21 protein-coding genes are annotated in these 23,275 nt (G+C 53.7%); 9 read left to right on the top strand and 12 right to left on the bottom strand.

Annotated elements, in window-relative coordinates; translation table 11 throughout:
• Positions 1 to 11: 11 nt before the first annotated feature.
• Positions 12 to 3,059, bottom strand: coding sequence for a formate dehydrogenase-N subunit alpha (gene fdnG / locus QMG90_RS11105; protein WP_283279670.1), 3,048 nt, complete (start codon positions 3,057 to 3,059; stop codon positions 12 to 14).
• Positions 3,060 to 3,286: 227 nt separating this feature from the next.
• Between fdnG and yddG the strand changes: the two genes are divergently transcribed.
• A complete protein-coding gene (gene yddG / locus QMG90_RS11100) occupies positions 3,287 to 4,165 on the top strand; it encodes an aromatic amino acid DMT transporter YddG (RefSeq protein ID WP_283279669.1) in 879 nt (292 codons plus the stop codon).
• 93 nt (positions 4,166 to 4,258) lie between these two features.
• Positions 4,259 to 5,455, top strand: coding sequence for an RHS repeat-associated core domain-containing protein (locus QMG90_RS11095; protein ID WP_283283854.1), 1,197 nt, complete (start codon positions 4,259 to 4,261; stop codon positions 5,453 to 5,455).
• Positions 5,456 to 5,492: 37 nt separating this feature from the next.
• On the opposite strand, the gene QMG90_RS11090 is transcribed toward QMG90_RS11095, so the two are convergent.
• Positions 5,493 to 6,983 (bottom strand): MFS transporter, encoded by a 1,491-nt coding sequence (locus QMG90_RS11090; RefSeq protein WP_283283853.1) that lies wholly within the window; start codon positions 6,981 to 6,983, stop codon positions 5,493 to 5,495.
• A gap of 202 nt (positions 6,984 to 7,185) precedes the next feature.
• Here QMG90_RS11090 and QMG90_RS11085 point away from each other — a divergent pair, with 202 nt between their 5' ends.
• Together QMG90_RS11085 and QMG90_RS11080 are read left to right on the top strand one after the other, a co-directional pair.
• A complete protein-coding gene (locus tag QMG90_RS11085) occupies positions 7,186 to 8,358 on the top strand; it encodes an RHS repeat-associated core domain-containing protein (RefSeq protein WP_283283852.1) in 1,173 nt (390 codons plus the stop codon).
• A 73-nt stretch (positions 8,359 to 8,431) separates the two neighbouring features.
• Positions 8,432 to 9,022, top strand: coding sequence for a TetR family transcriptional regulator (locus tag QMG90_RS11080; RefSeq protein ID WP_283283851.1), 591 nt, complete (start codon positions 8,432 to 8,434; stop codon positions 9,020 to 9,022).
• Between the two features lie 42 nt (positions 9,023 to 9,064).
• On the opposite strand, the gene nhoA is transcribed toward QMG90_RS11080, so the two are convergent.
• Positions 9,065 to 9,910, bottom strand: a complete 846-nt coding sequence (gene nhoA / locus QMG90_RS11075) for an N-hydroxyarylamine O-acetyltransferase (protein WP_283283850.1) — start codon at positions 9,908 to 9,910, stop codon at positions 9,065 to 9,067.
• 134 nt (positions 9,911 to 10,044) lie between these two features.
• Between nhoA and QMG90_RS11070 the strand changes: the two genes are divergently transcribed.
• Positions 10,045 to 10,623, top strand: coding sequence for a flavin reductase family protein (locus QMG90_RS11070; RefSeq protein ID WP_283283849.1), 579 nt, complete (start codon positions 10,045 to 10,047; stop codon positions 10,621 to 10,623).
• Between the two features lie 2 nt (positions 10,624 to 10,625).
• Here QMG90_RS11070 and QMG90_RS11065 read toward each other — a convergent pair whose 3' ends face one another.
• From QMG90_RS11065 to QMG90_RS11050, 4 genes are all read right to left on the bottom strand, one after another.
• Entirely contained in the window at positions 10,626 to 11,576 is a 951-nt protein-coding gene (locus tag QMG90_RS11065; protein WP_283283848.1) for a GlxA family transcriptional regulator, read from the bottom strand.
• 21 nt (positions 11,577 to 11,597) lie between these two features.
• Positions 11,598 to 12,302, bottom strand: coding sequence for a cysteine hydrolase family protein (locus QMG90_RS11060; RefSeq protein ID WP_430381679.1), 705 nt, complete (start codon positions 12,300 to 12,302; stop codon positions 11,598 to 11,600).
• 135 nt (positions 12,303 to 12,437) lie between these two features.
• Positions 12,438 to 12,665, bottom strand: a complete 228-nt coding sequence (pptA, locus tag QMG90_RS11055; RefSeq protein ID WP_283283847.1) for a tautomerase PptA — start codon at positions 12,663 to 12,665, stop codon at positions 12,438 to 12,440.
• Positions 12,666 to 12,720: 55 nt separating this feature from the next.
• Complete coding sequence (locus tag QMG90_RS11050) at positions 12,721 to 13,353, bottom strand: glutathione S-transferase family protein (RefSeq protein WP_283283846.1); 633 nt, start codon at positions 13,351 to 13,353, stop codon at positions 12,721 to 12,723.
• 217 nt (positions 13,354 to 13,570) lie between these two features.
• Here QMG90_RS11050 and QMG90_RS11045 point away from each other — a divergent pair, with 217 nt between their 5' ends.
• Entirely contained in the window at positions 13,571 to 14,749 is a 1,179-nt protein-coding gene (locus tag QMG90_RS11045; protein WP_283283845.1) for a hypothetical protein, read from the top strand.
• 429 nt (positions 14,750 to 15,178) lie between these two features.
• Here the strand turns inward: QMG90_RS11045 and yncE are convergent, their stop codons facing one another.
• Positions 15,179 to 16,240, bottom strand: a complete 1,062-nt coding sequence (yncE, locus tag QMG90_RS11040) for a 7-bladed beta-propeller protein YncE (RefSeq protein WP_283283844.1) — start codon at positions 16,238 to 16,240, stop codon at positions 15,179 to 15,181.
• A 260-nt stretch (positions 16,241 to 16,500) separates the two neighbouring features.
• On the opposite strand from yncE, the gene pqqU reads away from it, so the two are divergent.
• On the top strand, positions 16,501 to 18,612 hold the full coding sequence (pqqU, locus tag QMG90_RS11035; RefSeq protein WP_283283843.1) for a TonB-dependent receptor PqqU: 2,112 nt from the start codon (positions 16,501 to 16,503) through the stop codon (positions 18,610 to 18,612).
• 83 nt (positions 18,613 to 18,695) lie between these two features.
• On the opposite strand, the gene QMG90_RS11030 is transcribed toward pqqU, so the two are convergent.
• The gene (locus QMG90_RS11030) at positions 18,696 to 19,355 is read right to left on the bottom strand and encodes a GntR family transcriptional regulator (RefSeq protein WP_283283842.1); all 660 of its coding nucleotides are present in this window, start codon (positions 19,353 to 19,355) and stop codon (positions 18,696 to 18,698) included.
• A 285-nt stretch (positions 19,356 to 19,640) separates the two neighbouring features.
• Entirely contained in the window at positions 19,641 to 20,216 is a 576-nt protein-coding gene (locus QMG90_RS11025) for a helix-turn-helix domain-containing protein (protein WP_283283841.1), read from the bottom strand.
• 58 nt (positions 20,217 to 20,274) lie between these two features.
• Here QMG90_RS11025 and QMG90_RS11020 point away from each other — a divergent pair, with 58 nt between their 5' ends.
• On the top strand, positions 20,275 to 20,793 hold the full coding sequence (locus tag QMG90_RS11020; protein WP_283283840.1) for a GNAT family N-acetyltransferase: 519 nt from the start codon (positions 20,275 to 20,277) through the stop codon (positions 20,791 to 20,793).
• Positions 20,790 to 21,239, top strand: coding sequence for a DMT family transporter (locus tag QMG90_RS11015; RefSeq protein ID WP_283283839.1), 450 nt, complete (start codon positions 20,790 to 20,792; stop codon positions 21,237 to 21,239). Before QMG90_RS11020 ends, QMG90_RS11015 begins: the two co-directional genes overlap by 4 nt.
• A gap of 2 nt (positions 21,240 to 21,241) precedes the next feature.
• Here QMG90_RS11015 and QMG90_RS11010 read toward each other — a convergent pair whose 3' ends face one another.
• Positions 21,242 to 21,475 carry a YdcY family protein gene (locus QMG90_RS11010; protein ID WP_283283838.1) on the bottom strand — a complete coding sequence of 78 codons (234 nt, stop codon included), beginning with the start codon at positions 21,473 to 21,475 and terminating at the stop codon, positions 21,242 to 21,244.
• A 17-nt stretch (positions 21,476 to 21,492) separates the two neighbouring features.
• Positions 21,493 to 23,088, bottom strand: coding sequence for an ABC transporter substrate-binding protein (locus tag QMG90_RS11005; protein WP_283283837.1), 1,596 nt, complete (start codon positions 23,086 to 23,088; stop codon positions 21,493 to 21,495).
• Positions 23,089 to 23,275 lie beyond the last annotated feature (187 nt).

Genomic DNA, 23,275 nt, shown 5'->3' with positions numbered 1-23,275 from the left:
AATTCGCTCCTTTACGCCTTCTCGATGTTGACCAGAAACGCTTTGTACTCCGGCGTTTGCGAGTTGGAATCGCCCACATTCGGCGTCAGGGTGTTGGCGAGATAACCTTTCTGCGTGACCCCTTCAAAGCCCCAGTGCAGCGGGATCCCAATGGTTTCTACCTGCTGACCATGAACGTTCAGCGCCTGCAGACGGCGCGTGACTACGGCCACCGCACGAATAAAACCGCGTTTGCTGCTGACTTTAACCCTGTCGCCGTTAGCGATACCTTTTGACGTCGCCAGCGTTTCGCTGATTTCGACAAACTGCTGCGGCTGGGCAATTGCATTCAGACGCGCATGTTTGGTCCAGGTATGGAAATGCTCGGTCAGACGATAGGTAGTGCCGACGTACGGGAACTGGTCTTTCTGACCCATACGCTGCGCATCTTCTTCATACAGGCGCACAACCGGGCTGGAGATCACCTTCGGGTGCAGCGGATTGGTGCCGAGCGGCGTTTCCATCGGTTCGTAGTGCTCCGGGAACGGCCCTTCCGCCAGTTTGTCGAGAGCAAACAAGCGCCCCAGACCTTCCGGCTGCATGATGAACGGCCCGGTCGCGCTGCCCGGTGCGGCAGTGCTGAAATCAGGAATGTCGTTCCCGCTCCATTTCGCGCCATCCCACTGGATCAACATCCGTTTCGGATCCCATGGTTTACCCTGCGGATCGGCCGACGCGCGGTTATACAGCACGCGACGGTTCAGTGGCCACGCCCACGCCCAGCCCAGCGTATTGCCAAGACCGGATGGATCGGCGTTGTCGCGGTTCGCCATCTGGTTGCCCTTCTCGGTCCAGCTGCCGGTGTAGATCCAGCATGACGATGAAGTCGTGCCATCATCGCGCAGTAGCGCAAAACTGCTCAGCAACTGGCCTTTTTTCGCCACCAGCACGCCGTTCGCATCATAGAGATCCGCCAGCGCATAGCCGTTGTTCTCTTTCGCCACTTCGTCCGATTCCGGGTGATCCGGCTGTTTGTACGCCCAGCGCATGTTGAGCAGCGGCTCCGCCCCTTTTCCGCCTTCGCTGCGGTACATATCCCGCAGCCGATGGAAGATCCCGGCCAGAATTTCGCCGTCGGTACGCGCTTCCCCTGGCGCTTCGCCTCCTTTCCAGTGCCACTGCAGCCAGCGGCCCGAGTTGGCGATGGATCCATCTTCCTCCGCAAAGCAGGTCGACGGCAGACGGAACACCTCAGTCTGAATGGACGCGGTATCGACGTCATTCATTTCGCCGTGGTTCTGCCAGAAGTTGGAGGTTTCCGTCACCAGCGGATCGATAACTACCATGTATTTCAGCTTGCTCAGGCTGCTGACGACGCGGTTTTTGTCCGGGAATGAGGCGACCGGGTTAAAGCCCTGGCAGAGATAACCATTAACTTCGCCCTTGTCCATCTTGTTGAAATACTTGATGACATCCCAGGCCTGATCCCATTTTGGCAACCAGTCGTAACCCCAGTGATTCTCCGGCTGCGCCGCATCGCCGTAGAACGCTTTCATAAGGCTGACGAAGAATTTGGGATAGTTACTCCAGTAGTTCACCTGGTCCGCAAGCATCGCTTTCGGTGTATTGGCCGCCAGATAGCTTTTCAGATCCGTGTGCTTCTCGGACGGCAGTGTCAGATAGCCCGGCAGACTGGTAGACAACAACCCCAGATCCGTTAAGCCCTGAATGTTGGAATGACCGCGCAGCGCATTAACGCCACCGCCCGCCATGCCCATATTGCCAAGCAGCAGCTGGATCATCGCCATAGTACGGATGTTCTGCGCGCCGACGGTATGCTGCGTCCAGCCCAGTGCATACAGGAACGTGGTGGTGCGATCTGCCGCGCTGGTTGAGGCCAGTACATCACACACCCGCAGGAAATCGGCTTTCGGCGTGCCGCAGATGTTCTCCACCACCTCCGGCGTATAGCGGGAAACGTGTTTTTTCAGCAACTGCCATACACAGCGCGGATGGGTCAGCGAGTCATCACGTTTCGCCATGCCGTTTTCGTCGAACTGATAGCTCCAGGAAGACTTATCGTACTGGCGTTTTTCGGCGTCATAGCCGCTGAACAGCCCGTCATCAAACGTAAAATCATCCCGCACCAGCAGCGCGGCGTTGGTGTAGTGTTTAACGTATTCCGCGTTAATTTTGTTGTTTTCGATCAGGTACAGCAGAACGCCCGACAGGAACGTAATGTCGGTACCGGAACGGATCGGCGCATAGATATCGGCGACTGACGCTGTACGGGTAAAGCGCGGATCAACAACAATCAGCGTGGCATCGTTGTTGTTTTTCGCTTCCATCGCCCAGCGGAAACCCACCGGATGCGCTTCAGCGGCGTTACCACCCATCACCATCACCACATTGGCGTTTTTGATATCCACCCAGTGGTTGGTCATCGCACCGCGACCAAATGTTGGAGCAAGACTTGCTACCGTTGGTCCGTGTCAGACGCGTGCCTGGTTATCTACCGCCAGCATGCCAAGCGAACGCACAAATTTTTGCGTCAGCATGCCGGTCTCATTACTCGCTGCCGAGGCGCACAACATACCGGTGGAAAGCCAGCGGTTCACCGTCACGCCGGCCGCGTTCTGCTCGATAAAGTTGGCGTCGCGGTCCGTTTTCATCAGCTTAGCGATACGGTTGAAAGCATCATCCCACGAGATGCGCTGCCATTTGTCAGAACCCGGCGCGCGATACTCCGGGTAGCGCAGGCGGTTTTCGCTGTGAACATAGTCCAGCAGCCCGGCCCCTTTCGGGCATAACGCGCCCCGGCTGACGGGATGATCGGAATCGCCTTCAATGTGGTAAATCGATTCCCGGGTGTTTTTCGCCCCGTCGCCAAGGCTATACATCAAAAGCCCACAACCTACGGAGCAGTATGTGCAGGTATTACGAACTTCTTTAGCGCGCATTAATTTATAATTTCGCGCCTGTGCCAGCGCCATTTTGGGTGCAAAACCCAGCGCAGCTACCGTCGTCCCGGCCATACCGCCCGCGCAGATTTTAAAAAACTGTCTGCGGTTGACGTCCATTGTTTTCCTCATTATTGATGGGGTGACTTCCCGGGGAAAAGTAACAGCGCAGGTGTGCTTTTTTTTGCGGCAAATCAATAACGATTCTTTACGCCCACTAAATAGTTTACTTTGTCGATTCTCGTTACTCCCAAGGGAGTAGTTTTCGGAAATTTTAATCCAGAAAATGGCAAAAAGGTGTTATATATTCTGATGTTACGATTTACGCTGAATGAAGAAAAAAAGAAATGACGACACAACGCGCAACTTTCATTGGCCTGATTGCCATTATTCTCTGGAGCACCATGGTGGGCTTAATTCGGGGCGTCAGTGAAGGGCTTGGCCCTGTCGCGGGGGCGGCGATGGTCTACTCGCTGAGTGGGCTGTTACTGGTTTTCACCGTTGGCATCCCGAATATCCGGCAGTTTTCTGTGCGTTATCTGCTGGCAGGTTGCTTTCTGTTCGTCAGTTATGAAATCTGCCTCGCCCTGTCACTGGGGTATGCCGCCACTCGCCAGCAGGCGATTGAAGTCGGCATGGTGAATTATCTCTGGCCCAGTCTGACGATCCTGTTCGCTATTCTCTTCAACGGCCAAAAATCGACGCTGTGGATTATTCCGGGGTTGATTCTGGCGCTGCTTGGCGTCAGTTGGGTGCTTGGCGGCGATCAGGGGCTTAATATCGATGACATTATCAACAATATTATTTCCAGCCCGCTGAGTTATATTCTCGCCTTTGTCGGCGCATTTATCTGGGCGGCTTACTGTACGGTCACCGCCCGCTATGCGAAGGGAAAAAACGGCATTACTTTTTTCGTTTTACTGACCGGCCTCAGCCTCTGGGTTCACTATTTTCTGACCGATCAACCGCCGATGCATTTTAGCTGGCCGGTCACAATAAAACTGCTGATGTGCGCCTTGTCGTTAGGATTTGCCTATGCGGCGTGGAATATCGGCATTCTCCACGGCAATGTGAGCCTGCTGGCCGTCGGCTCCTATTTCACCCCGGTACTTTCTTCGGCACTGGCCTCATTTTTACTCAGCGCGCCGCTGTCCTGGTCCTTCTGGCAGGGTGCCGGTATGGTGTGTCTCGGCTCCCTGCTCTGCTGGTACGCGACGCGGAAGTGACTTATTTTTGCCGCACTTTTACTTTTATTTGTGCCGGGGCTCCGGTGATACGTTGCTACGTTTCTGGTTTTTCTACCAAAAAGGAAAATCATCATGGCACTATCATTTTCTGGCAACGACTGGCACGGCAGCCCGTTTCTGACCCGTACCGCCAACGCTAACACCGCTGTCGCATGGAGCCCCTTCGGCGCGTCACTTCCCCGCACGGACGCTGCGACGTCACTGCCCGGCTTTAACGGCGAACGTCAGGATCCTTTCTCTGGCGTGACGCACCTTGGCAATGGCTATCGCGCTTACAGCCCGGTATTGTGTCGCTTTACCTGCCCGGACAGCGAAAGTCCGTTCGGCGTCGGCGGTATTAATCCCTACGCGTACTGCGAAAGCGATCCGATCAACATGACGGATCCCAGCGGTCACGGACCAATAACATGGTTGCTGCGCAAAATCTTCGGTATCAGCATCCGCATCGGGATAAAAGCCGCCATGAGTGACAGCATGTCGACCACGCTCGCGACCCTCAGCACAGTGGAGACTGGCGTGGAAGCTGCAGCTTCTGTCGCGACGGGAGTTGCCGCAAAAGAGATGGCGGAGAAAGACCCGGCGATGGCCCGTAAGCTCGGCTGGGCATCAATGGGACTCGGTATTGCGGTCACGTTTGGCATCGCGGAAAAATTAGCGCCGCGGATCGGGCAGAAACTGGAAGGCATATCAGGAAAAATGAAACGCGTATTACCCGGCAATGACAGAAGAACGTTGTCGTTGGGTGGCCCGATGCGGAACACGCGGATACATCACGGTAATCATCTTGGTCTGATGACCTATGAGGACGTGTATAAAGGCTCTCCACGATTGAATATTCTTTCTCATGGCGTTCTTCAGGAAAACACCGGCACATCGTTACTGGCGGTGGATAAGCATCGATTAACACCCCGCCAGCTCCGGCTGATACTGCAGAGAAAGGGGATTAATATTCAGAGCTATGACAACGTCAGACTGCTCTCCTGTTACTCCGCCAACGGCGGGGAACGCTCGTTTGCCGCGCAATTCAGTGAGCTCATCCACCGTCCGGTCAAAGGATTCGAAGGCGTCCTTAATGGCTCCATCGGACCACGGGATCTGACCGAACAGATGAATTTTTTAGCCGACAGGTACGGTCCAGAAGGGCTGAGCCACTATTATGAAACAACGCCCTCAGCGCAGTTCAGCGTGCACAAATGGAGACGAATTTGTAATTGTTTCAGCCAGGACTGGGATATCCCCGGTTACCGCCCTGTCACCTTCTCGAATTAATCAGATATCCGGGCTGCGCTCTCGCAGCCCTTTCTTCTTATGCCGTACGTGAAGTTTTTGCCAGACCAAACCAGATCCCTACCGCCAGCACCATCAGCATCGCACCGGCGCTAAACAACGCCACGCTGTGCGAGGTGATAAACGCCGTTTTAGCCGCGCTCACCAGCGTATCCGCAACAGACGAAGGCAGACTTAGCGCCACCTGCATGGCTTCGCCAATCGACGATGCCGCCTGTGTCGCCGCTGCGCCATCCAGGCCACTCGGCAGCACGATGGACTCGTGATAACTGCGCGTCAGGATCAGACCAAACAGCGCGATCCCGAGACCAGCACCCAGTTCGTAGGCCATGGTTTCAATCGCCCCGGCCGCGGCGGCTTTCTCTTTCGGTGCTGCCGCCATAATCGCCGCCGTCGAGGCCAGCAACGCACTGGCAGCACTGAAGCCCAGCAGCGTCATCAACACCCATGCCTGCAACTGTTGCGTGCTGAAGTCGAGCATCGACAGGCCGAGAAAGCTCAGAGCGCTCATCGCCATTCCTGCCGTCGCCACCTGCCGCAGACCAAAACGGGAAACCAGCATCCCGGCAATCGGGCCGCTGAAACCGCTGGCGAGCATCACCGGCAGCATAAACATTCCTGCCTCAAATGGTGTTTTCCCGTGCACAAACTGTAGCTCCTGCGCCATCAATAGCTCAAACCCCACGAGGGTGATCATCGACGTCATCGCCATCATCACCCCGCTCAGAATGATGGGATGCAGAAACAGGCGCATATCGATCATGGGCGTGCGGGCCGCCAGTTGAATGCGGATAAATTTGACCAGTAACACTGCGCCCATCATCAGGGTAAGCCCAGTCAGCCACACCGCCTGCTGCCCTTTCAGCGCCGTTTTTGCGCTGTAAACCAGCATCAGAATAGCCACGATCAGCATCAATGCCTGGCCGATGTGCATGGGCTGTTCGTGACGCCCCTGCTGAGCTGGCACCACGCGCCAGCTCAGTGCCATCACTACCAGCACGACAGGTACGTTGATCAGGAACACTGATCCCCAGTGGAAGTGCCCGAGCAGCATCCCGCCCACCAGCGGACCAAACGCCGCACCACCAGAGCCAACCGCCGCCCACAGGCCAAGCGCCATATTGCGATGCCGCGCTTCGGCGAAGGTATTGCGGATCCCCGCGAGCGTTGCGGGGACAATCATTGCCGCCCCGATAGCCAGCAATGCCCGCGCAGCAATCAGCCACAGGGCGTTGTCAGCCATTGCCGCACCCAGCGACGCCAGGCCAAACAGCCCGCTGCCGGTCAGCAGCAGACGCTTAAACCCGATTTTGTCGCCCAGTGCGCCCATCGGCAGCACCATCCCGGCCATCACCAGCGAATAGATATCAATGATCCAGAGTAATTCATTGCCGCTGGCCCCCAGCGACACGCTGAGTGTCGGGGCGGCTACGTGCAAAACCGTGGCGTCAATCGCGACCGGGATATACACCAGCACAATCGCAACCAACGTTAACCATTGGCGAAACATACTACTTTCCTTTCCTGATAAATTCTGGACGCATGTCCAACATGGCGATTTTCCAGAAATTTTGAACGCTTGTCCAATTCTTATTGATTTTGTTTTGCATAAGTGAAAACGTTTATTTTGCCAGGTAATGTCTTTTTTTTGCCCGAGACAGCAGGTAGTTACGCGTTAGGCTGGGGTTTTTCTCATACTTCAGGACTATACAATGACACTTCAACTCACCGGTGCTGACTGGCACGGCAGCCCCATGCTGTCACACACCTCCGGCACCAGTACCACGCAGGCGTGGAGCCCCTTCGGCGGCGGCACAAATCGTACCGGAGCAGCAGCATTGATTCCCGGTTTTAACGGCGAACGCCAGGATCCGCTTTCCGGCGTGACTCACCTCGGTAATGGCTACCGCGCCTACAGCCCGGTACTGCGTCGTTTCACCTGCCCGGACAGTGAAAGCCCCTTCGGTATCGGCGGTATTAACCCCTACGCTTATTGTGAAAGCGATCCGATCAACAAGACTGACCCCAGCGGCCACGGGCCCATCACCTGGCTTATTCGCAAAATTATCGGGTTGAGTGTACGCGCCGGCATCAAAGCGGCGATATCCGATGGTGCTTCTGCCTCGCTAGCGACCGCCGGAACAGTAGAAACCGGGGTGGAACTGGCAGCCTCAGCCGTCACCGGTCAGGCCAGCCGCGCGGTAGCAAAAACCAACCCTCATGCTGCAAAAGCGCTCGGCTGGATGTCGCTGGGCCTCGGCATCGCCGGCACTTTCGGCGTAGCAGAAATACTTGCCCCTCAGATGGGACGTAAAATTAAAGGGTTATCGCAGAAAATTGCCCGGACGATCGCTGAACCAGGTCAACGCATCACTCCCCGTGGCGGTGTCGCTATTAACACGGGCTCACTCACCGGCGAATATAATTTTATCCAGTACTTTGAAGATACTTATAAGAATGGCAGACGACTCAATATCGATGCGCATGGCAGATTTGATAAATCATATGGCAGCGGTTTAATTAAACAGAGAGATATTCATATTGATCCTCTGGATCTGGTCCGTCTGCTGGAAAACAATGGCGTAAATATTGAAGAGTATCAAGCTATCCGCTTAGTCGTATGTCACTCTGGCGACGGCGGTGTTGACTCTTTTGCCGCTGAGTTGAGTCGTCTGACAAATAAAACCGTCAAAGGTTACAAGGGAACTGTTTCCGCTTCCGCATGGTTTGAGTCGGAAAGGCAGCTCGAACCCGGGGAATATGGTCGTATTCCTGAAAATGGAGCGTATAAAATCGCTAAACGACGCTCGGAAATGAGTTTTTTTGAATACCCTTGCGTCTGGTTAAAATTTCGTTATAAACCTGTACTCGTGACACATCTGTAAGCTATCAAAGCAAATTGAACACTCGTCCAGGTATTTGCTATCATCGCCATATCATCATTACGGACGGAACATCATGAGCTATCTGAATCGGGAAGCGCGTCGGGAAGCGATTGTGCAGGCGGCGATGCGCGTTGCGCTTTCCGGTGGGTTCACCGCCATGACGGTGCGGCATATCGCTCAGGAAGCCAGTATGGCTTCCGGCCAGGTCCATCACCATTTCACCTCTTCCGGGGAGTTAAAGGCAGAGGCCTTTGTGCGGGTGGTTCGCGAAATGCTTGATGTCCCGCTGGCTGCCGACTGCACCAGTTGGCGCGAAAAACTGTTTGTCATGCTCTACAGCGAAGAAGGAAAACTCGGCCCGCACCTGCGGCTCTGGCGCGAAGCGCAGATCCTGGCCGACAGCGACAGTGATATCAAAGCCGCTTATCTGTTAACCATGACCATGTGGCACGATGAAACAGTCGCGATTATTCAGAAAGGTGTTGAAGCGAAAGAGTTTACGCTTAGTGACACCCCTTCCGGCATTGCCTGGCGTTTGATCTCGCTGGTCTGCGGACTGGATGGCATCTACGCCCTGGGGCTGGAAGGAATGGATGATGCCGCTTTTGTTCACCATCTCCAGCAGGCTATTTCGGTGGAGCTTTTTAGGCCCTCTCATCGTTAGAAGATTGTAGGCCCGGTAAGCGAAGCGCCACCGGGCAAATAACTATTTCCCCGCCTCAGGGTGTGTTTCAAACGCCGCCATGATCGCCGCCAGTTCCGCTACGCTGAAGCCGTGTTTACGGTTATCAACCCCTAAGCCAAATCGCTGCTGGATCACCGCATACAGTGACTCAACATCAGGCAGTTCGATCTTTTCAATCACATGGCTGTTTCCCCAGTGGGTAAAACTGAAATTGGTCAGCGTCAGCTTGCCACCGTCGGGAAGATGTCGACTCATCAACAGATGGTGGCGGAAATGTGACTGCGGCCAGTGCGCTGACCAGAAATTGCCCATCACGTAATCGGTAAAGTACGGCTTCGTGAGATCAAACTGGTACATCGACTGCCAGTGCTCGTGATGGCTTACCTGCAGCGTCCAGTCGTTGCCTTCATTCAGCAACCGGTACAGACCGTGCGGCGTTGGCTGCGGAACGTCGGCCAACAGGCGGATCGGCGCGGTGAGCGTCTGACCGCCAAAGCCCACATCCGCAATCCAGCGTTCTCCGGCGAGATCGACCAGCAGCAGTCGGTGCGTGCGCGGCGGCATTTGCGGCGGATTCGCGAGAATGACGCGACCCAGCAGGCTTTGCACATTAAAACCGAGCTCCCGTAACACCCGTTCAAACAGCCCGTTCTGCTCAAAGCAATACCCGCCGCGGCGAGCTGTGAGCAGTTTGTCCTCCAGCGCACCGTCATCAAGGTGAATTTCACGCGGTAACAGAACATCGATATTTTCAAAAGGAATGGTGCAGTTGTGCTTTAAATGCAGCGCCTGCAATGTTTCCAGAGTCACGCCAGTCTCGCCACGCCAGCCAAGACGAGATAAATACGCCATTAAAAAAGGACTCATCAGGATCTCCTGCTATCGGTATCCCTTGTTTATAACGTATTTTTTCGTTGCCAGCGGTGAATTTGTGCGGTTGACTGGCGATGCTATGCTAAACAAACCTTTACCCGTTGAATTGCCTTTTTTGAGGAGTCGCTATGAGCCGTTTTCGCCCAGTGGAGTTAAAACATGCCAGCCGTCTGCTCAATCACGGTCCGACGATACTCATTACCAGTTATGACGAGCAGACCGAACGGCGCAACGTGATGGCGGCGGCGTGGTCGATGCCGGTGGAGTTTGAGCCGCCGCGAATTGCTATCGTGGTGGATAAATCCACCTGGTCGCGGGAGCTTATCGAACGCAGCGGCCAGTTTGGTATCGTCATTCCCGGTGTGGACGCCACCAACTGGACTTACGCCGTAGGCAGCGTCACCGGTCGCGATGAAGACAAATTCAACTGCTATGGCATCCCGGTGGTGAGCGGTCCGGTGTTAGGTTTACCGCTGATCGAAGAGAAATGCCTGGCGTGGATGGAGTGCCGCCTGCTACCTCCCACCGCCGCCCAGGAGAAATATGACACGTTGTTTGGCGAAGTCGTCGCCGCGGCTGCCGACGCCAGCGCGTTTATCGACGGTCGCTGGCAGTTTGATGATGACAAGCGCAACACGCTGCATCACCTCGGCGCAGGCACCTTCGTCAGTAGCGGCAGGCTGCTGAAAGCCAGTTCGCAGGACTAACCTCAGACGCCGCGAAACTCCTTGCGGTAACGGGACGGCGAGGTTTTCAGTGACTTGAGGAAATGGCGGCGAAGTGATGTGGCAGAGGCAAAGCCGACCTGGCTGGCGATGAGATCAATAGGCTGATCGGTTTTCTCCAGAAAACGTTGCGCCACGATGATGCGCTGGTCGAGCAGCCAGCGCGAAAAACTCTCGCCGGTGGTCTGCTGAAAGCGCCGGGTAAAGCTGCGGCGGCTCATACAGGCGCGATCAGCCAGCAAATCGATTGTCAGCGGCTGATGGAGATTTTCCGTCGCCCACGAGAGCGCCAGCGAAAAGCTGTCGCCCCGCCGCGTATTCTGCACCGGCAATTCCACATATTGCGCCTGACCGCCCTGACGATGCGGCGGCACAACCAACAGACGCGCGACGCTGTTGGCGATTTCCGCCCCCCACTTTTGCCTCACCAGATGCAGGCAACAATCAATGCTGGCGGCGGTGCCCGCCGAGGTCATCACATCGCCATCGTCAACATACAGCACATCGCGATCCATGCGAACGGACGGATAACGCTGCTGGAAATCCGGTGCCCAGCGCCAGTGGGTCGTCGCCGGACGATGATCCAGCAACCCCGCCGCCGCCAGCACGAAAGCCCCCATACAAAGGCCAACGATGCGGGCGCCAGCCTGATGCGCCGTGCGCAACGCCGCCAGTAGCCGCTCGTCGGGGTGAGTCACCGCCGGGTTCCAGCTCGGCACTACCACGATATCCATGCCGCTCAGCGCATCCAGCCCCTTATCAACAACAATCGAAAACCCGGCATTGGTTTTCATCTGCCCCGGTGTGGTGGCGCAGATGGTCACCTCGCACAGCGGCGTCCCGTCAGGTGATACCACCAGTTCAAAGACGGCGCAGGGCACGGACAGATGAAACGGAATAATGCCATCAAATACCACAATACCAATGCGGGTCATCTTCACTCCCTTCAGATAACGTTACGGTGTCACCGGCAGATCCAACACTTCTTGCGTAGTGCGAATTTCGGCAAACACATCCGCGACACCGGCAATCGCCGCACGCTGCAACAGTTGATGATCAATCACCCCACCACGCGAATCGTCAATGCTGCGCGTGGCGGTCGCATCTTCAGGAATGATGACGCTAAAGCCTTTCGGTACGGCATCGCGCGAAGTGGTGGAAACGCACATATGCGTCATCAGGCCAGTGACAATCAGCTGTTTAATCCCTTTCGCCTTGAGCTGTTGCTCAAGATCAGTGCCGACAAAGGCGCTGGGTGTCGCTTTGGTCATTATACGATCGTCTTTTGTTGGCTGAAGATCTTTATGAAACTCAGCAAAAACGGAACCTTCGGCGAACAACGGGCCGCCTTTCGCGCCGACGTGGCGCACAAACCACACCGGAATACCCTTCTGGTGCGCAAACTCAACCAGCTTTTTGCTGTTGTGGAGCACTTTCATGCCGTCCGGGATCACCATTTTGCCGCCGGGGAAGTATTCGTTCTGGATATCAATCACCAGCAGCCCGGTAGCGGGTGCTGACAGCGATGTGGTGGCGGTCGCGCCGCTCATGGTACGAATGGTTTTGCTATTCACAGGTGACAACTCCTCAGTATTTGCCAGCGCGTATGCAGAAAGCATCGTGGCGAATAATAATGTTTTGCATAACAGCATCTTCATCATGGCGCTCCTTGTTTGATGGATGCGGTTATTATTCCTGTAAATGATGTGGCGCAGCAGGTATCTGCATCCCCAAAAGCGATCGTTTTGGGCCAAACGGAGGGAAATGCGCACGACCCGCAGGCCGTGCCAGAGCGACTACATGCTGTAGCCAGGTTTCTTAATCAGCGTCTCCAGTTGTGGCGCGATTTCGCTGTCCCACACCTGTTTCCAGTCAGCTTCCTGTACCTGGTTCAGCGCGATGCTGACGGAACGGTCTTTGCTGTTAAGATGGCGAACGATGACGTCGGTGATATCGGCGGCCAGCGCCGTTTTTTGTTCGTCAGTCAGATCGCGGGGGAAGCATTTGATGTCGATGTGCGGCATGGCAAGACTCCTTAATGTGATGAGCGTTTACACTAACACACCTGTCATCAGCGCATTATCCGTTCGTGCCGGGAATAATGTCATTGCGACGCAGCACGTCCTGTAACTCAGGGCGCTGGTACACCGTCTCCGCGATGGCATAAAATTTCGGTGTATTGGCTTTAAACCAGTCGTGACGCGGTCCCCAGCTACGCATGACGGCGATATACACATCAATCAACGTCAGCTGTTCCCCCAGCGCATACGGCGTGGCGACAAGCTGGCTTTCAAGCCACAAATAGAGCGTTTTGCGGTACTTCTGGCAGTTTTCAACCAGCTCACGGGCGCCGGTTTCCGTCCAGCGCTCGGGGTAATCTGCATAAGTAAACGTCGGGTAGACATTCGCCACCAGCCAGACCAGCAGCCGCTGAAACTGGCGACGCCGCGGCGTGTCGGGCGGCGGCGCCAGCGCCGGATATTCATCCAGAATCATCAACGCGATGGCAGCGGTTTCGGTCATCACGCTGCCGTCGGTCATTTTCAGCGTGGGGATCTGGCACAATGGATTCAGCGCGGAAAGCGCATCCTGCTGCGGCCCGGGCTGGTCAAATCCACTGACATCGACGAATTTGTAGGGGATCTTCGCCAGTGTCAGCATCACTTCACTGATGGCGGAGCCCCAGCCCGGTGCGCCATAAACGGTAATCATCAGCGACCTCCTCAGACAAAAACTGAGTATAGGTGCGGATGGTCGCTTCTGCTTGCGCGATATATTTTCATATTAAATAAAAAACATTTAAATATAAATCAGATCAATTAATCTCAATATTTACAATGGGTTATATTAATTTATGTTAGCTACTTCACAGTGGTCATCCAATCTGTTTAATAAAATTTTCATTTTTAACAACATCTCAGGATAAAACATGTCTGTATATACGGTAAGCACAAGGATTAGGTCTAATGTTCCACCTTCCTACATTGTCTATGACCTGTATATTTACCGAATGGATTCAAAACATAATAAGCATATTCTTCTCGATGTAAAACAGCAGCCAGTCACCGATACTTACGAAACGCAAAAACATGAAACACAGGATACGGATGATGCTCTCATGGTTATTTACATCATGGAGGTGACATTATATAGGAAAACTATGTTAACAATCACGTGCGTAACTCCGCATCCATTCGTTGGAATGTATACGCTTGAGGAATTAAGCACTGGAAAGGCATACTCATCCGAGAAACGAGAGAACCCTTGCTTTTTTGTCTCTATGGGGACAACCAGACCTGTCAGAGAAGGGAAAAACACAATTCCGATTAATATAATGAGACCTGAAAGAGCTTTTATAGCAAAAGAATATCCTGCAGGTAGTTTGCTTGACCCTTTTAAAAAAGAAGCAATAAATGCGCAAATAAAATACAGATTTAATCAGCTTGATTACCCGAATCAAATGGGTGCGAGCGTCTGCGGCTCTGCTGCTTTTTTTTACTGTTTGCAAGTCGATCGCCCTGATATCTACAGACAAGCAGCACGAGAGTTATGGTCGTATGGGAAAACCAGAATTGGTCGTCTGGAGGTTTCACCCGGTATAGATTGCAGGCATCCTTCGGGTAAGTTTTATTATGATGATGGCACACCAGGCATCTCTGGTCTTGACTGGATGACCCTCGCAGGGTTAGTGGATTCTGACAATACTTTTCTGGACTATGATTCAATAGTTTCGCCAGTTGCAGGAGTAACAATGTGGGGTACGCTTTCCGAATGGTTTGAAAAGGCAGGATATGAAAAGATCTTTAGCAATGCAGGACCTGTCCAGGCGGGTATGCAGGGGTTCATCGAATTAAATAGTTACGCCAGCAAGGGGTACAGAATTGTCGCCTTAATTAGTGACGGATTGCTGAAAGGAAGTGATTCAATACTAACAATACCGAGTCATTGGATCGTCTGGGAGGGATGTGTTCACGAGGACAGCAATAGAAACATAACTCTACGATTGTTTTCATGGGGTACGGTGGATAACCAAATAAAGGAAAATACAGACATCTCGTTCTTTCTCAATCGTTTCTTTGGGGGATTGGTTTTTAAACCAATTAAATAAAAATGATTCGGTATTTGTTTTTATCTTTTCTTATTCTCATAACTTCTTGCTCGGATAAGGTAAACTTTCAGCCAGAGAATGATACACTGCCAGATGCGCTAACCGGAGAGTATTACTCTGCAAAAATAATTGCAAATTTTACCAACGGCAACCGATTTTACTTTACCAATAACAATACTAAAGTCAGAATGACCCCCTCCGATGGAAGCCTTACCATCTCACCAGACTTAAATATAAAATGTGCAAAAGATTGTGGATATCATGAAAATCTCATTATCTCTGGCTTTCCTTCGCAAAGAGGAATTATACAAATTGATATCTCAGTTTATACCGTCTCAACGATGTACTCATCAGGTGAATTGATCAGCAAAAAATACCTACTAACGGTCAAGTAAAATATCCTCTCTCCCAGGAAGAGAGAGGACCGCCTTACAACGCAATCCTTATCACATCATCAGGTTGCGTGGCTTCTTTCTGGCGTGATGAGGTTTGTTTCACCGTCACATACAGCGTGTTGCCGTCAGCGGAAAGTGCCAGGCTGTTGGGGTGCGTCGGCGTATCGAAGGTTTTCACCACCTGATAGCTTTTGGCGTCGATGACACTGACTTTCCCTGCCTGGCGGTGCGTGACATAAACTTCATTGCGTGCCGGATTAAACAGCACTGCCAGCGATTCCGGGGCGGCGATTTTTTCCAGTACCTTGCCGTTGCGGGTATCAACAACCAACACTTCTGGCTGTTTTGAATCAGTGATAAACGCGCGATGACCGGCGGTATCGAGGCTTAGATTGAGATAGAAATGTTCTTTGCCGTCTTCAGACAGTTTCTTGCGCGACAGGATCGTATTGCTGGCAGCATCGATCGTGATCAGCTCGCCATCAGCGTTAGTCACATACAGGCGCTGCGCGCCGGCATCCAGCGCCAGCCCGGTGCCAAACGCACCAGTACCGGTCAGGGTGGATTTCAGCGCGAGCGTCGCGCCGTCAATCACCCACAGCACACTCTCTTTACCCACGCCCGTCACATAGACGGTATTGGTTTTTTCATTGACCACCAGTTCACGCGGCTGCAACGGTTTTACCGTGTCGCTGCGCTGGCGGCTGTCGAGTATCACGCGCCCTTTCACCTCGCCGCTTTTCGCATCCACCGCCGTGACAGTGCCATTGAGGGTGTTGCCAAACCACAGCGTCTGCGTCTGTGTATTGATCGCCGCGCCGAAGGGTTTCAGGTCGTTATGGATCACCTGCGTCACATCCAGGTTTTGCGGATCAAGGCGATACACCACGCCGCCTTTATCAGTTTTGCGGCTTTGCGCGGTGGCGACCCACAGCGCGTTTTCCTGCTGGCTGTAAGCCATTTCGTAAGCGCCTTTTCCTACCGCTTTGCGCAGCATCTCTTCGGCGGCATGCGCGCTGAAGCTGCCAGTGAGCAGGAGTGCGCTGAGCAGTAGCGAGCGGCGCAGGCGGGGTGTGGACTGAAAACGTAAAGACATGACGACTCCCTTTGTTCAACAAAATGATCTGCTGCTCCACATCGCTTCCGGCTCGCAATGTCATGGCATTGCGTTGTTTTTCAAATGCGAATAGTAATCATTAATGGCATAAATGTGGAGGATTTATTCAGGTTGTGGCGTCGGGGAGAACTTTTTAATCCTGGAATTAACCGAATGTGCCGTTAAACTTTTCATGTCGTTAACAAATTCATTACCATTCCCGGGTTGATTTTTTGGGTTCCTCCGCACAAGTGAGTGTCATGAAAATAAGTTCTGTTCGCCGGGTTGCGCTTCCGGCTCTTCTCCTTCCCTTCATCTCCCTTTCAGATGCCCGGGCAGATGACGAGCAAACGCTCATCGTCACCGCCACACCGCAGGCGGTCTCTGAACTGGATACCCCTGCTGCGGTCAGCGTGGTGGCGGGTGACGATATGCGCCATGCCACCCCACGCGTGAATCTGTCAGAATCCCTCAGCGGCGTGCCAGGGTTACAGGTACAAAACCGGCAGAACTATGCGCAGGATCTGCAGTTGTCAATCCGTGGTTTTGGTTCACGCTCTACGTATGGTGTGCGCGGCGTGCGCATGTATGTGGATGGGATTCCGGCTACCATGCCCGACGGTCAGGGGCAGACATCGAATATCGACATCAACAGCATCGATCATATCGACGTGTTGCGCGGCCCCTTCTCGGCGCTATATGGCAACTCCTCCGGCGGTGTGGTGAACGTCACCACCGAAACTGGTAAACAACCCGCTACTGTTGAGGCCAGCAGCTATTATGGCAGCTATGGCTCCTGGCGCTACGGGCTGAAAGCGACCGGCGCAGTGGGCGACGGTACGCAAGCCGGCGACGTGGATTACACCGTTTCCACCAGTCGTTTTGCCACCCACGGCTACCGCGACCACAGCGGCGCGCGCAAAAACCTCGCTAACGCAAAGCTCGGCGTACGGCTGAACGAGGACAGCAAGCTGACATTGCTGTTTAACAGCGTCGACGTGAAAGCGAATGATCCCGGTGGCCTGACGTACAGCGAATGGCAGGCGAACCCGCGCCAGTCGCCGCGCGGCGATAACTTTAATACCCGCAAAGACATCAAACAGACTCAAGCGGGCCTGCGCTATGACCGCCAGTTGAGCGAACAGGATGCGCTCAGCGTGATGATGTATGCCGGGGAGCGCCAGACCACGCAATATCAGTCCATTCCGATGGCTCCGCAGTTGCGCCCTTCTCACGCCGGTGGCGTTATCGATCTTGAACGCCACTATCAGGGCATCGATACCCGCTGGACGCACCAGGGTGAGCTCGGCGTGCCGGTGACTTTCACCACCGGGCTTGATTACGAGAATATGAGTGAAAAGCGCAAAGGCTTTGAGAACTTCGTGATGGTTGATGGCGCACCGCAGTATGGTGAAAAAGGCGCAATGCGTCGCGATGAGCGCAACCTGATGTGGAACCTCGACCCTTATCTGCAGACTCAGTGGCAGTTGACCGATAAGCTGACGCTGGATGCAGGCGTACGTTACAGCTCGGTGTGGTTCGACTCCAACGACCATTACGTCACGCCAGGCAATGCCGACTCCAGCGGCGAGTCGAGTTATCACAAATGGTTGCCGGCAGGTTCGCTGAAATACGCGGTGACTGATGCCTGGAACCTCTATGCGTCTGCGGGTCGCGGGTTTGAAACACCGACCATTAACGAACTTTCCTATCGTTCGGGAGATGTGGGCGGCCTGAATCTGGATCTAAAACCGTCAACCAACACCACCGTTGAAGTGGGCAGCAAAACCCGCATCGGTAACGGCCTGCTGACGGCAGCACTGTTCCAGACTGATACCGATAATGAAATCGTGGTCGACAACAGCGAAGACGGGCGCGCCAGTTACAAAAACGCCGGTAAAACTCGCCGTCAGGGCGCCGAGTTGTCACTCGATCAGCAGTTTGCTGAAAACTGGCGAATGACCGCCGCCTGGACCTGGCTCGATGCCACCTATCGCACCGATGTCTGCGGCGACGGCAGTTGCAACGGCAACCGCATTCCCGGTATTGCCCGCAACATGGGGTTCGCTTCGCTGGGATATGTTCCTGAAGCAGGCTGGTACGCCGGGGCAGATATTCGCTACATGGGCGACATCATGGCCAACGACGACAACACCGCCAAAGCGCCCTCCTGGACAGTGGTGGGTCTGAATACGGGCTATAAATTTGACTTAGGCCAATGGAAAATGGATCTTTTCGGCCGCGTCGATAATCTGTTCGATCGTCAATATGTCGGCTCAGTGATCGTTAACGAGTCAAATGGCCGCTACTATGAACCCTCACCGGGTCGTAATTTCGGTGTGGGATTATCACTGGCATATCAGTTCGAATAACGTCGCATAACACATTCCCCGGACAAATAATAAGCCATTGTTCCGGGGAAGGTGAATATCATCGTCCTGGCGATCAATTCCGGTTAATAAATAGACTGCCGCTGTAAAATAAACGTATCGTGATCGATAATTATTTCCATTGCCTGACGGGTCGCCTGCTCATCCTTCTTTTCCAGTGCCGCCAGTAAATCCGCATAAAAATGCGTATCAGGGAAAATATCGCTGGAATGCGGGTGGAGAAAATTAAAGCAGGGACCAATTTGTACCCACAATTGTTCAATAAGCGCGGTTAATGTAGGCATTTCGGCGTAACGGTAGAGGTGAAAACGGAACACGTAATTTGCCTGCAGTATCTGTTCAACCTCGCCGTGCCGGATGTTACCCTGAAAGTCATCGGCAAGGCGCTGCAATTCACTGAGTTTTTCTGCCGTGAGATGCGTCAGCGCAGTGACCGCTGCCATCCCCTCTAACTGCTTTCGGATGGCGTTGATCTCCTTGTAACGCTCCTGCGAAACCACCGGCACCAGAAATGCCTGGGCAGGCGTCGCCTGGAGTGCGCCTGACGATACCAGCCGCAGAAGCGCTTCGCGCACGGGGGTAATACTGGTGCCTAACTGTTCGGCAATCTCCTTGGTAATTAACCGGGCTCCGGGTTTCAGCGCGCCAATAATTAACGCACTTTTTAAATTCACTTCGACCTGAGTGGTCAAACTCGTGCGCTGTGCTTTCTCAAAATCCAGCATAGGGACATCCTGTTGCTTAGTCTCATCGTTATCGTTGCAGCCATTTAGCAGAAACTATTTTGCAGGACACAGAGAATATATCCTGTATCCTTCGCTGGTGTTGGGTTATAAAATAAAAAGTCAACTGTCATAGTTTAGAGTTATTAGTTTGCTAATGAAGGCCATACCGTACTGCGCGCGGTGATCGACGCTGCAATAATTAAAGACGGTAATATCAAAATTTTCCATGAAAATATTTCGCGTTAATTCACTTTCATGAAATAAGGTTTAATTGATAAGCCGGGGTTATGAAACAGCCTGATTTAATCTCACCACCAGGTAAATACAGGCCTGTTTCGTTTCATTGACAAAACGGCAATCATTCGGCGGCCCGAGTTCGAGACAATCCCCCGCTTTCATCTCATGACGGGTATCGCCCTCGATAAACACCAGTTCCCCTTGCTGTAACCAGATCAACTGGCGCGCCAGCGCGTACGACGACGCTGGCATCGGGATATCGCTCCCGGCGGGTAGTTCAATCTCAACCAGATCAATAGGCAGATCGCTGCGCGGCGAAACATGACGGCGCAGGTAATGGCTTTGCGGATCACGCCAGACCGGCTGGTTTTCCCGCCGCAATAACTTGCCTTCCTGCATTTCCGCACGGGCGATCAGCGTCGACATGCTGAGACCAAAGGCACCGGATAAGCGCCCGAGCATAGTGGCTGTCGGGCTGCTTTCACCACGCTCGATTTTATGCACCATCGCTCGGGAAACCCCGGCCCGCTCCGCCAGCTCGCTGAGCGACCAACCACGGGATTCACGTTCAAGGCGCAGGCGGGCGCTGATCCGCTGATTTACATTGTCTTCTGGCGTCATCATGGAATACATTATAGTAATAACATCGTACTACTATAGTATACATGCCATGAGGTTTGCTATGACGATTCGCTCTGCCTGTAAAGAAGACTGTGCAGCGATTGCAGAAATCTACAATCATGCCGTACTGCACACCGCTGCCATCTGGAATGATTCTACTGTTGATACGGATAACCGCATTGCATGGTTTGAGTCGCGTCAGCTACTGGGCTATCCGGTGCTGGTGAGTGAAGAGAACGGCACAGTGACGGGTTATGCCTCGTTTGGTGACTGGCGCGCGTTTGACGGCTTTCGTCATACCGTTGAGCACTCGGTGTACGTGCACCCGGCGCATCAGGGCAAAGGGCTGGGCCGCCTGCTGCTGACGCAACTGATTACCGAAGCCAGAAACATCGGCAAGCACGTGATGGTCGCGGGTATTGAATCGCAAAACCTTGCATCGTTGCAGTTGCACGCCTCCCTCGGTTTTATTACCACTGGCGAAATGCCGCAGGTAGGCACCAAGTTTGGCCGCTGGCTGGATCTGACCTTTATGCAGCTTCAACTTGATGACCGCGCAGAACCGGACGCGCGGCCATGAACCAGTCGCTGACCCTCGCCTTTCTCATCGCCGCCGGGTTTGGCCTGGTCATCCAGAATACCCTGATGGTGCGGATCACCCACAACGCCTCCACGATCCTGATCGCCATGTTGCTCAATTCACTGGTCGGGATCATCCTGTTCGTCAGCATTCTGTGGATTAAACACGGCGTGGGCGGGTTTCAGGAACTGGCGGTAAGCGTCAGGTGGTGGACGCTGATCCCCGGCCTGCTCGGCTCATTTTTCGTGTTTGCCAGCATCAGCGGTTATCAGTATGTCGGCGCGGCAACCACCATTGCGGTGCTGGTCGCCAGTCAGTTAATCGGTGGGCTGGTGATGGATGTGCTGCGCAGTCAGGGCATTCCCTGGCGGGCGCTGGTGGGGCCGGTGTGTGGTGCCGTGATGCTGGTGGCAGGCGCCTGGCTGGTGGCCAGACGCCAGTTTTGACGTTAAAGGATGGTGCCGCCTTTGGTGAGCTGCTCGTGGCGCGCCTCCATATCTTCCTTGTGCTGGCGGCCATGATGGGCGATGGCATTACGCAGGCGTTGCTGCTGGGCATAGCGATCTTCACGACTCAGCGCCGCATCCTCGCTCAGTTCAACCAGCAACTCATTCATATGCGTAATAACACTCTCTTCCACCGCCGCGTCCACGCGGGCGGTCACCTCATCCAGATGCGACATAACTCACTCCTTATCGCTTAATTTAACTTCGCTTTCGAGAAATCGCTGCCCATCAGGCTGACGCTAAAGCCGGAGACATTGCTGCGGGTGGCGAAGAAGGTTTTGCCATTCGCCAGCGCAATCCACGGTGCCTGCTGGTAGTAAATCTCCTGCGCCTTACCGTACAGTTCCGCACGCGCCGCCGGGTCGCTGGTCAGTTTCGCTTTCTGCACCAGATCATTGTATCCCTTATCGCACCAGCGGGCGGCATTGGAGCCGGTTTTAACGCTGTCGCAGCCAAGCAGCACGTCAGCAAAGTTATCCGGATCACCGTTGTCGGACATCCAGCCAAACAGCGCCGAGTCGTGTTCACCTTTACGCATGCCGGAGAGGTATTCACCCCACTCATAGGTCACAATTTTGGCTTTGATGCCCACTTTCGCCCAGTCGTTCTGGATCATCTCCGCGATGCGACGGGAATTTGGGTTGTATGGACGCTGAACTGGCATCGACCATAGCGTCACTTCCGCGCCATTTTCTAGCCCCGCCTGCTTCAGCAGATCCTTCGCTTTTTGCGGATCGTAAGCATAGTCCTGCAGATCTTTTTTGTAGCCGAGCATGTTTGGCGGCAGCGGCGATTTCGCCACTGTGCCGGAGCCCATAAACACGGCGTTGACGATGGCTTTCTTGTCCGTCGCGTAATTCAGCGCCTGGCGCACCAGCACGTTATCAAACGGTTTTTTCTCGGTATTGAATGCCAGATAGCCGACGTTCAGCGCATCAACAGAATGCAGCGTCAGATCTTTATTCTTCTTGATCGCGTCAAACTGGACGGGCGACGGCGCAGGAATAATCTGGCATTCGTTGGTCTGCAGTTTGGCCAGGCGAGTCTGCACATCTGGCGTAATAGAGAAAATCAGGTGTTTCGTCGGCACGGCGCCATCCCAGTAGTTCGGGTTAGCGACGTAGCGGATCAACGAATCAACTTTGTACTGTTGCAGCACATACGGCCCGGTGCCGATCGGCCAGTTATCGACGTTTTCCGGCGTGCCTTTTTTCAGCATCGCATCGGCATATTCAGCGGAAAGGATCGAGGCAAAATCCATCCCCCAGTCGGCGATAAACGCGGCATTCGGCTCACTCAACACAAACTGGACGTGATAATCGTCGATCTTTTTCACATCCTGAATCAGCTTATCCAGCCCTACGTCAGTGAAATATTCGTAATTGCCCTGCGAAACTTTATGATACGGATGGTTAGGGTCTTTCTGACGCATCACTGAGAAAATAACGTCATCGGCATTGAAATCACGCGTCGGTTTGAAGAATTTGTTGCTGTTGAATTTCACGCCCTGACGCAAGGTAAAGGTATACGTTTTGCCGTCAGGCGATATCTTCCACTCGGTTGCCAGGGACGGTACCGGGGTGTTTTTCACCGGGTCAAAATTGATCAGGCGGTTATATTGCGTTTGCGAGCTGGCGACGAACGACGGGCCGGAACTGGCAATCTGCGGGTTGAAGGATTCCGGTGAGGCTTCGGAACAGTAGATAATCGTGTCTTTGTCTGCCGCGATGGCACTTGCCGGTAAAATTGCGCTCAATGCCAGCGCGAGTAGCGTTATCCCTTTAGACATGGTAGTAAACCCTGCTTTTATTATGTGGATCTTAATAACAGCACAGTCGGTAATAACTGACAAATAATCAATCGTCATCAGGTTATGCTAACCGGGTGTTTTTCGTTGCTTTCTTAATCAACTGTTTGGCTTAAGTTGTTTCGCAAAGGTCAAGCAAAAATTCACTGCTCAATAGCGCGAGAATTCG

Origin of the sequence: Trabulsiella odontotermitis (assembly GCF_030053895.1) — a bacterium.
Taxonomy (GTDB): Bacteria; Pseudomonadota; Gammaproteobacteria; order Enterobacterales; family Enterobacteriaceae; genus Trabulsiella; species Trabulsiella odontotermitis_C.
Note: the sequence above shows the minus strand (reverse complement) of the source record. Positions and strands in the feature narration are given on the sequence as shown.

Excerpts from the sequence above, each read along its gene's own strand:
- QMG90_RS11005 (WP_283283837.1), bottom strand. The coding sequence starts at position 23,088 with ATGTCTAAAGGGATAACGCTACTCGCGCTGGCATTGAGCGCAATTTTA.
- QMG90_RS11015 (WP_283283839.1), top strand. The coding sequence starts at position 20,790 with ATGAACCAGTCGCTGACCCTCGCCTTTCTCATCGCCGCCGGGTTTGGC.
- nhoA (WP_283283850.1), bottom strand. The coding sequence starts at position 9,910 with ATGAGTCCTTTTTTAATGGCGTATTTATCTCGTCTTGGCTGGCGTGGC.
- QMG90_RS11090 (WP_283283853.1), bottom strand. The coding sequence starts at position 6,983 with ATGTTTCGCCAATGGTTAACGTTGGTTGCGATTGTGCTGGTGTATATC.
- QMG90_RS11045 (WP_283283845.1), top strand. The coding sequence starts at position 13,571 with ATGTCTGTATATACGGTAAGCACAAGGATTAGGTCTAATGTTCCACCT.
- pqqU (WP_283283843.1), top strand. The coding sequence starts at position 16,501 with ATGAAAATAAGTTCTGTTCGCCGGGTTGCGCTTCCGGCTCTTCTCCTT.
- QMG90_RS11070 (WP_283283849.1), top strand. The coding sequence starts at position 10,045 with ATGAGCCGTTTTCGCCCAGTGGAGTTAAAACATGCCAGCCGTCTGCTC.
- QMG90_RS11050 (WP_283283846.1), bottom strand. The coding sequence starts at position 13,353 with ATGATTACCGTTTATGGCGCACCGGGCTGGGGCTCCGCCATCAGTGAA.
- QMG90_RS11065 (WP_283283848.1), bottom strand. The coding sequence starts at position 11,576 with ATGACCCGCATTGGTATTGTGGTATTTGATGGCATTATTCCGTTTCAT.
- QMG90_RS11080 (WP_283283851.1), top strand. The coding sequence starts at position 8,432 with ATGAGCTATCTGAATCGGGAAGCGCGTCGGGAAGCGATTGTGCAGGCG.
- QMG90_RS11095 (WP_283283854.1), top strand. The coding sequence starts at position 4,259 with ATGGCACTATCATTTTCTGGCAACGACTGGCACGGCAGCCCGTTTCTG.
- QMG90_RS11060 (WP_430381679.1), bottom strand. The coding sequence starts at position 12,302 with ATGATGAAGATGCTGTTATGCAAAACATTATTATTCGCCACGATGCTT.
- QMG90_RS11025 (WP_283283841.1), bottom strand. The coding sequence starts at position 20,216 with ATGATGACGCCAGAAGACAATGTAAATCAGCGGATCAGCGCCCGCCTG.
- yddG (WP_283279669.1), top strand. The coding sequence starts at position 3,287 with ATGACGACACAACGCGCAACTTTCATTGGCCTGATTGCCATTATTCTC.
- QMG90_RS11085 (WP_283283852.1), top strand. The coding sequence starts at position 7,186 with ATGACACTTCAACTCACCGGTGCTGACTGGCACGGCAGCCCCATGCTG.
- QMG90_RS11010 (WP_283283838.1), bottom strand. The coding sequence starts at position 21,475 with ATGTCGCATCTGGATGAGGTGACCGCCCGCGTGGACGCGGCGGTGGAA.
- QMG90_RS11020 (WP_283283840.1), top strand. The coding sequence starts at position 20,275 with ATGACGATTCGCTCTGCCTGTAAAGAAGACTGTGCAGCGATTGCAGAA.
- pptA (WP_283283847.1), bottom strand. The coding sequence starts at position 12,665 with ATGCCGCACATCGACATCAAATGCTTCCCCCGCGATCTGACTGACGAA.
- QMG90_RS11030 (WP_283283842.1), bottom strand. The coding sequence starts at position 19,355 with ATGCTGGATTTTGAGAAAGCACAGCGCACGAGTTTGACCACTCAGGTC.
- yncE (WP_283283844.1), bottom strand. The coding sequence starts at position 16,240 with ATGTCTTTACGTTTTCAGTCCACACCCCGCCTGCGCCGCTCGCTACTG.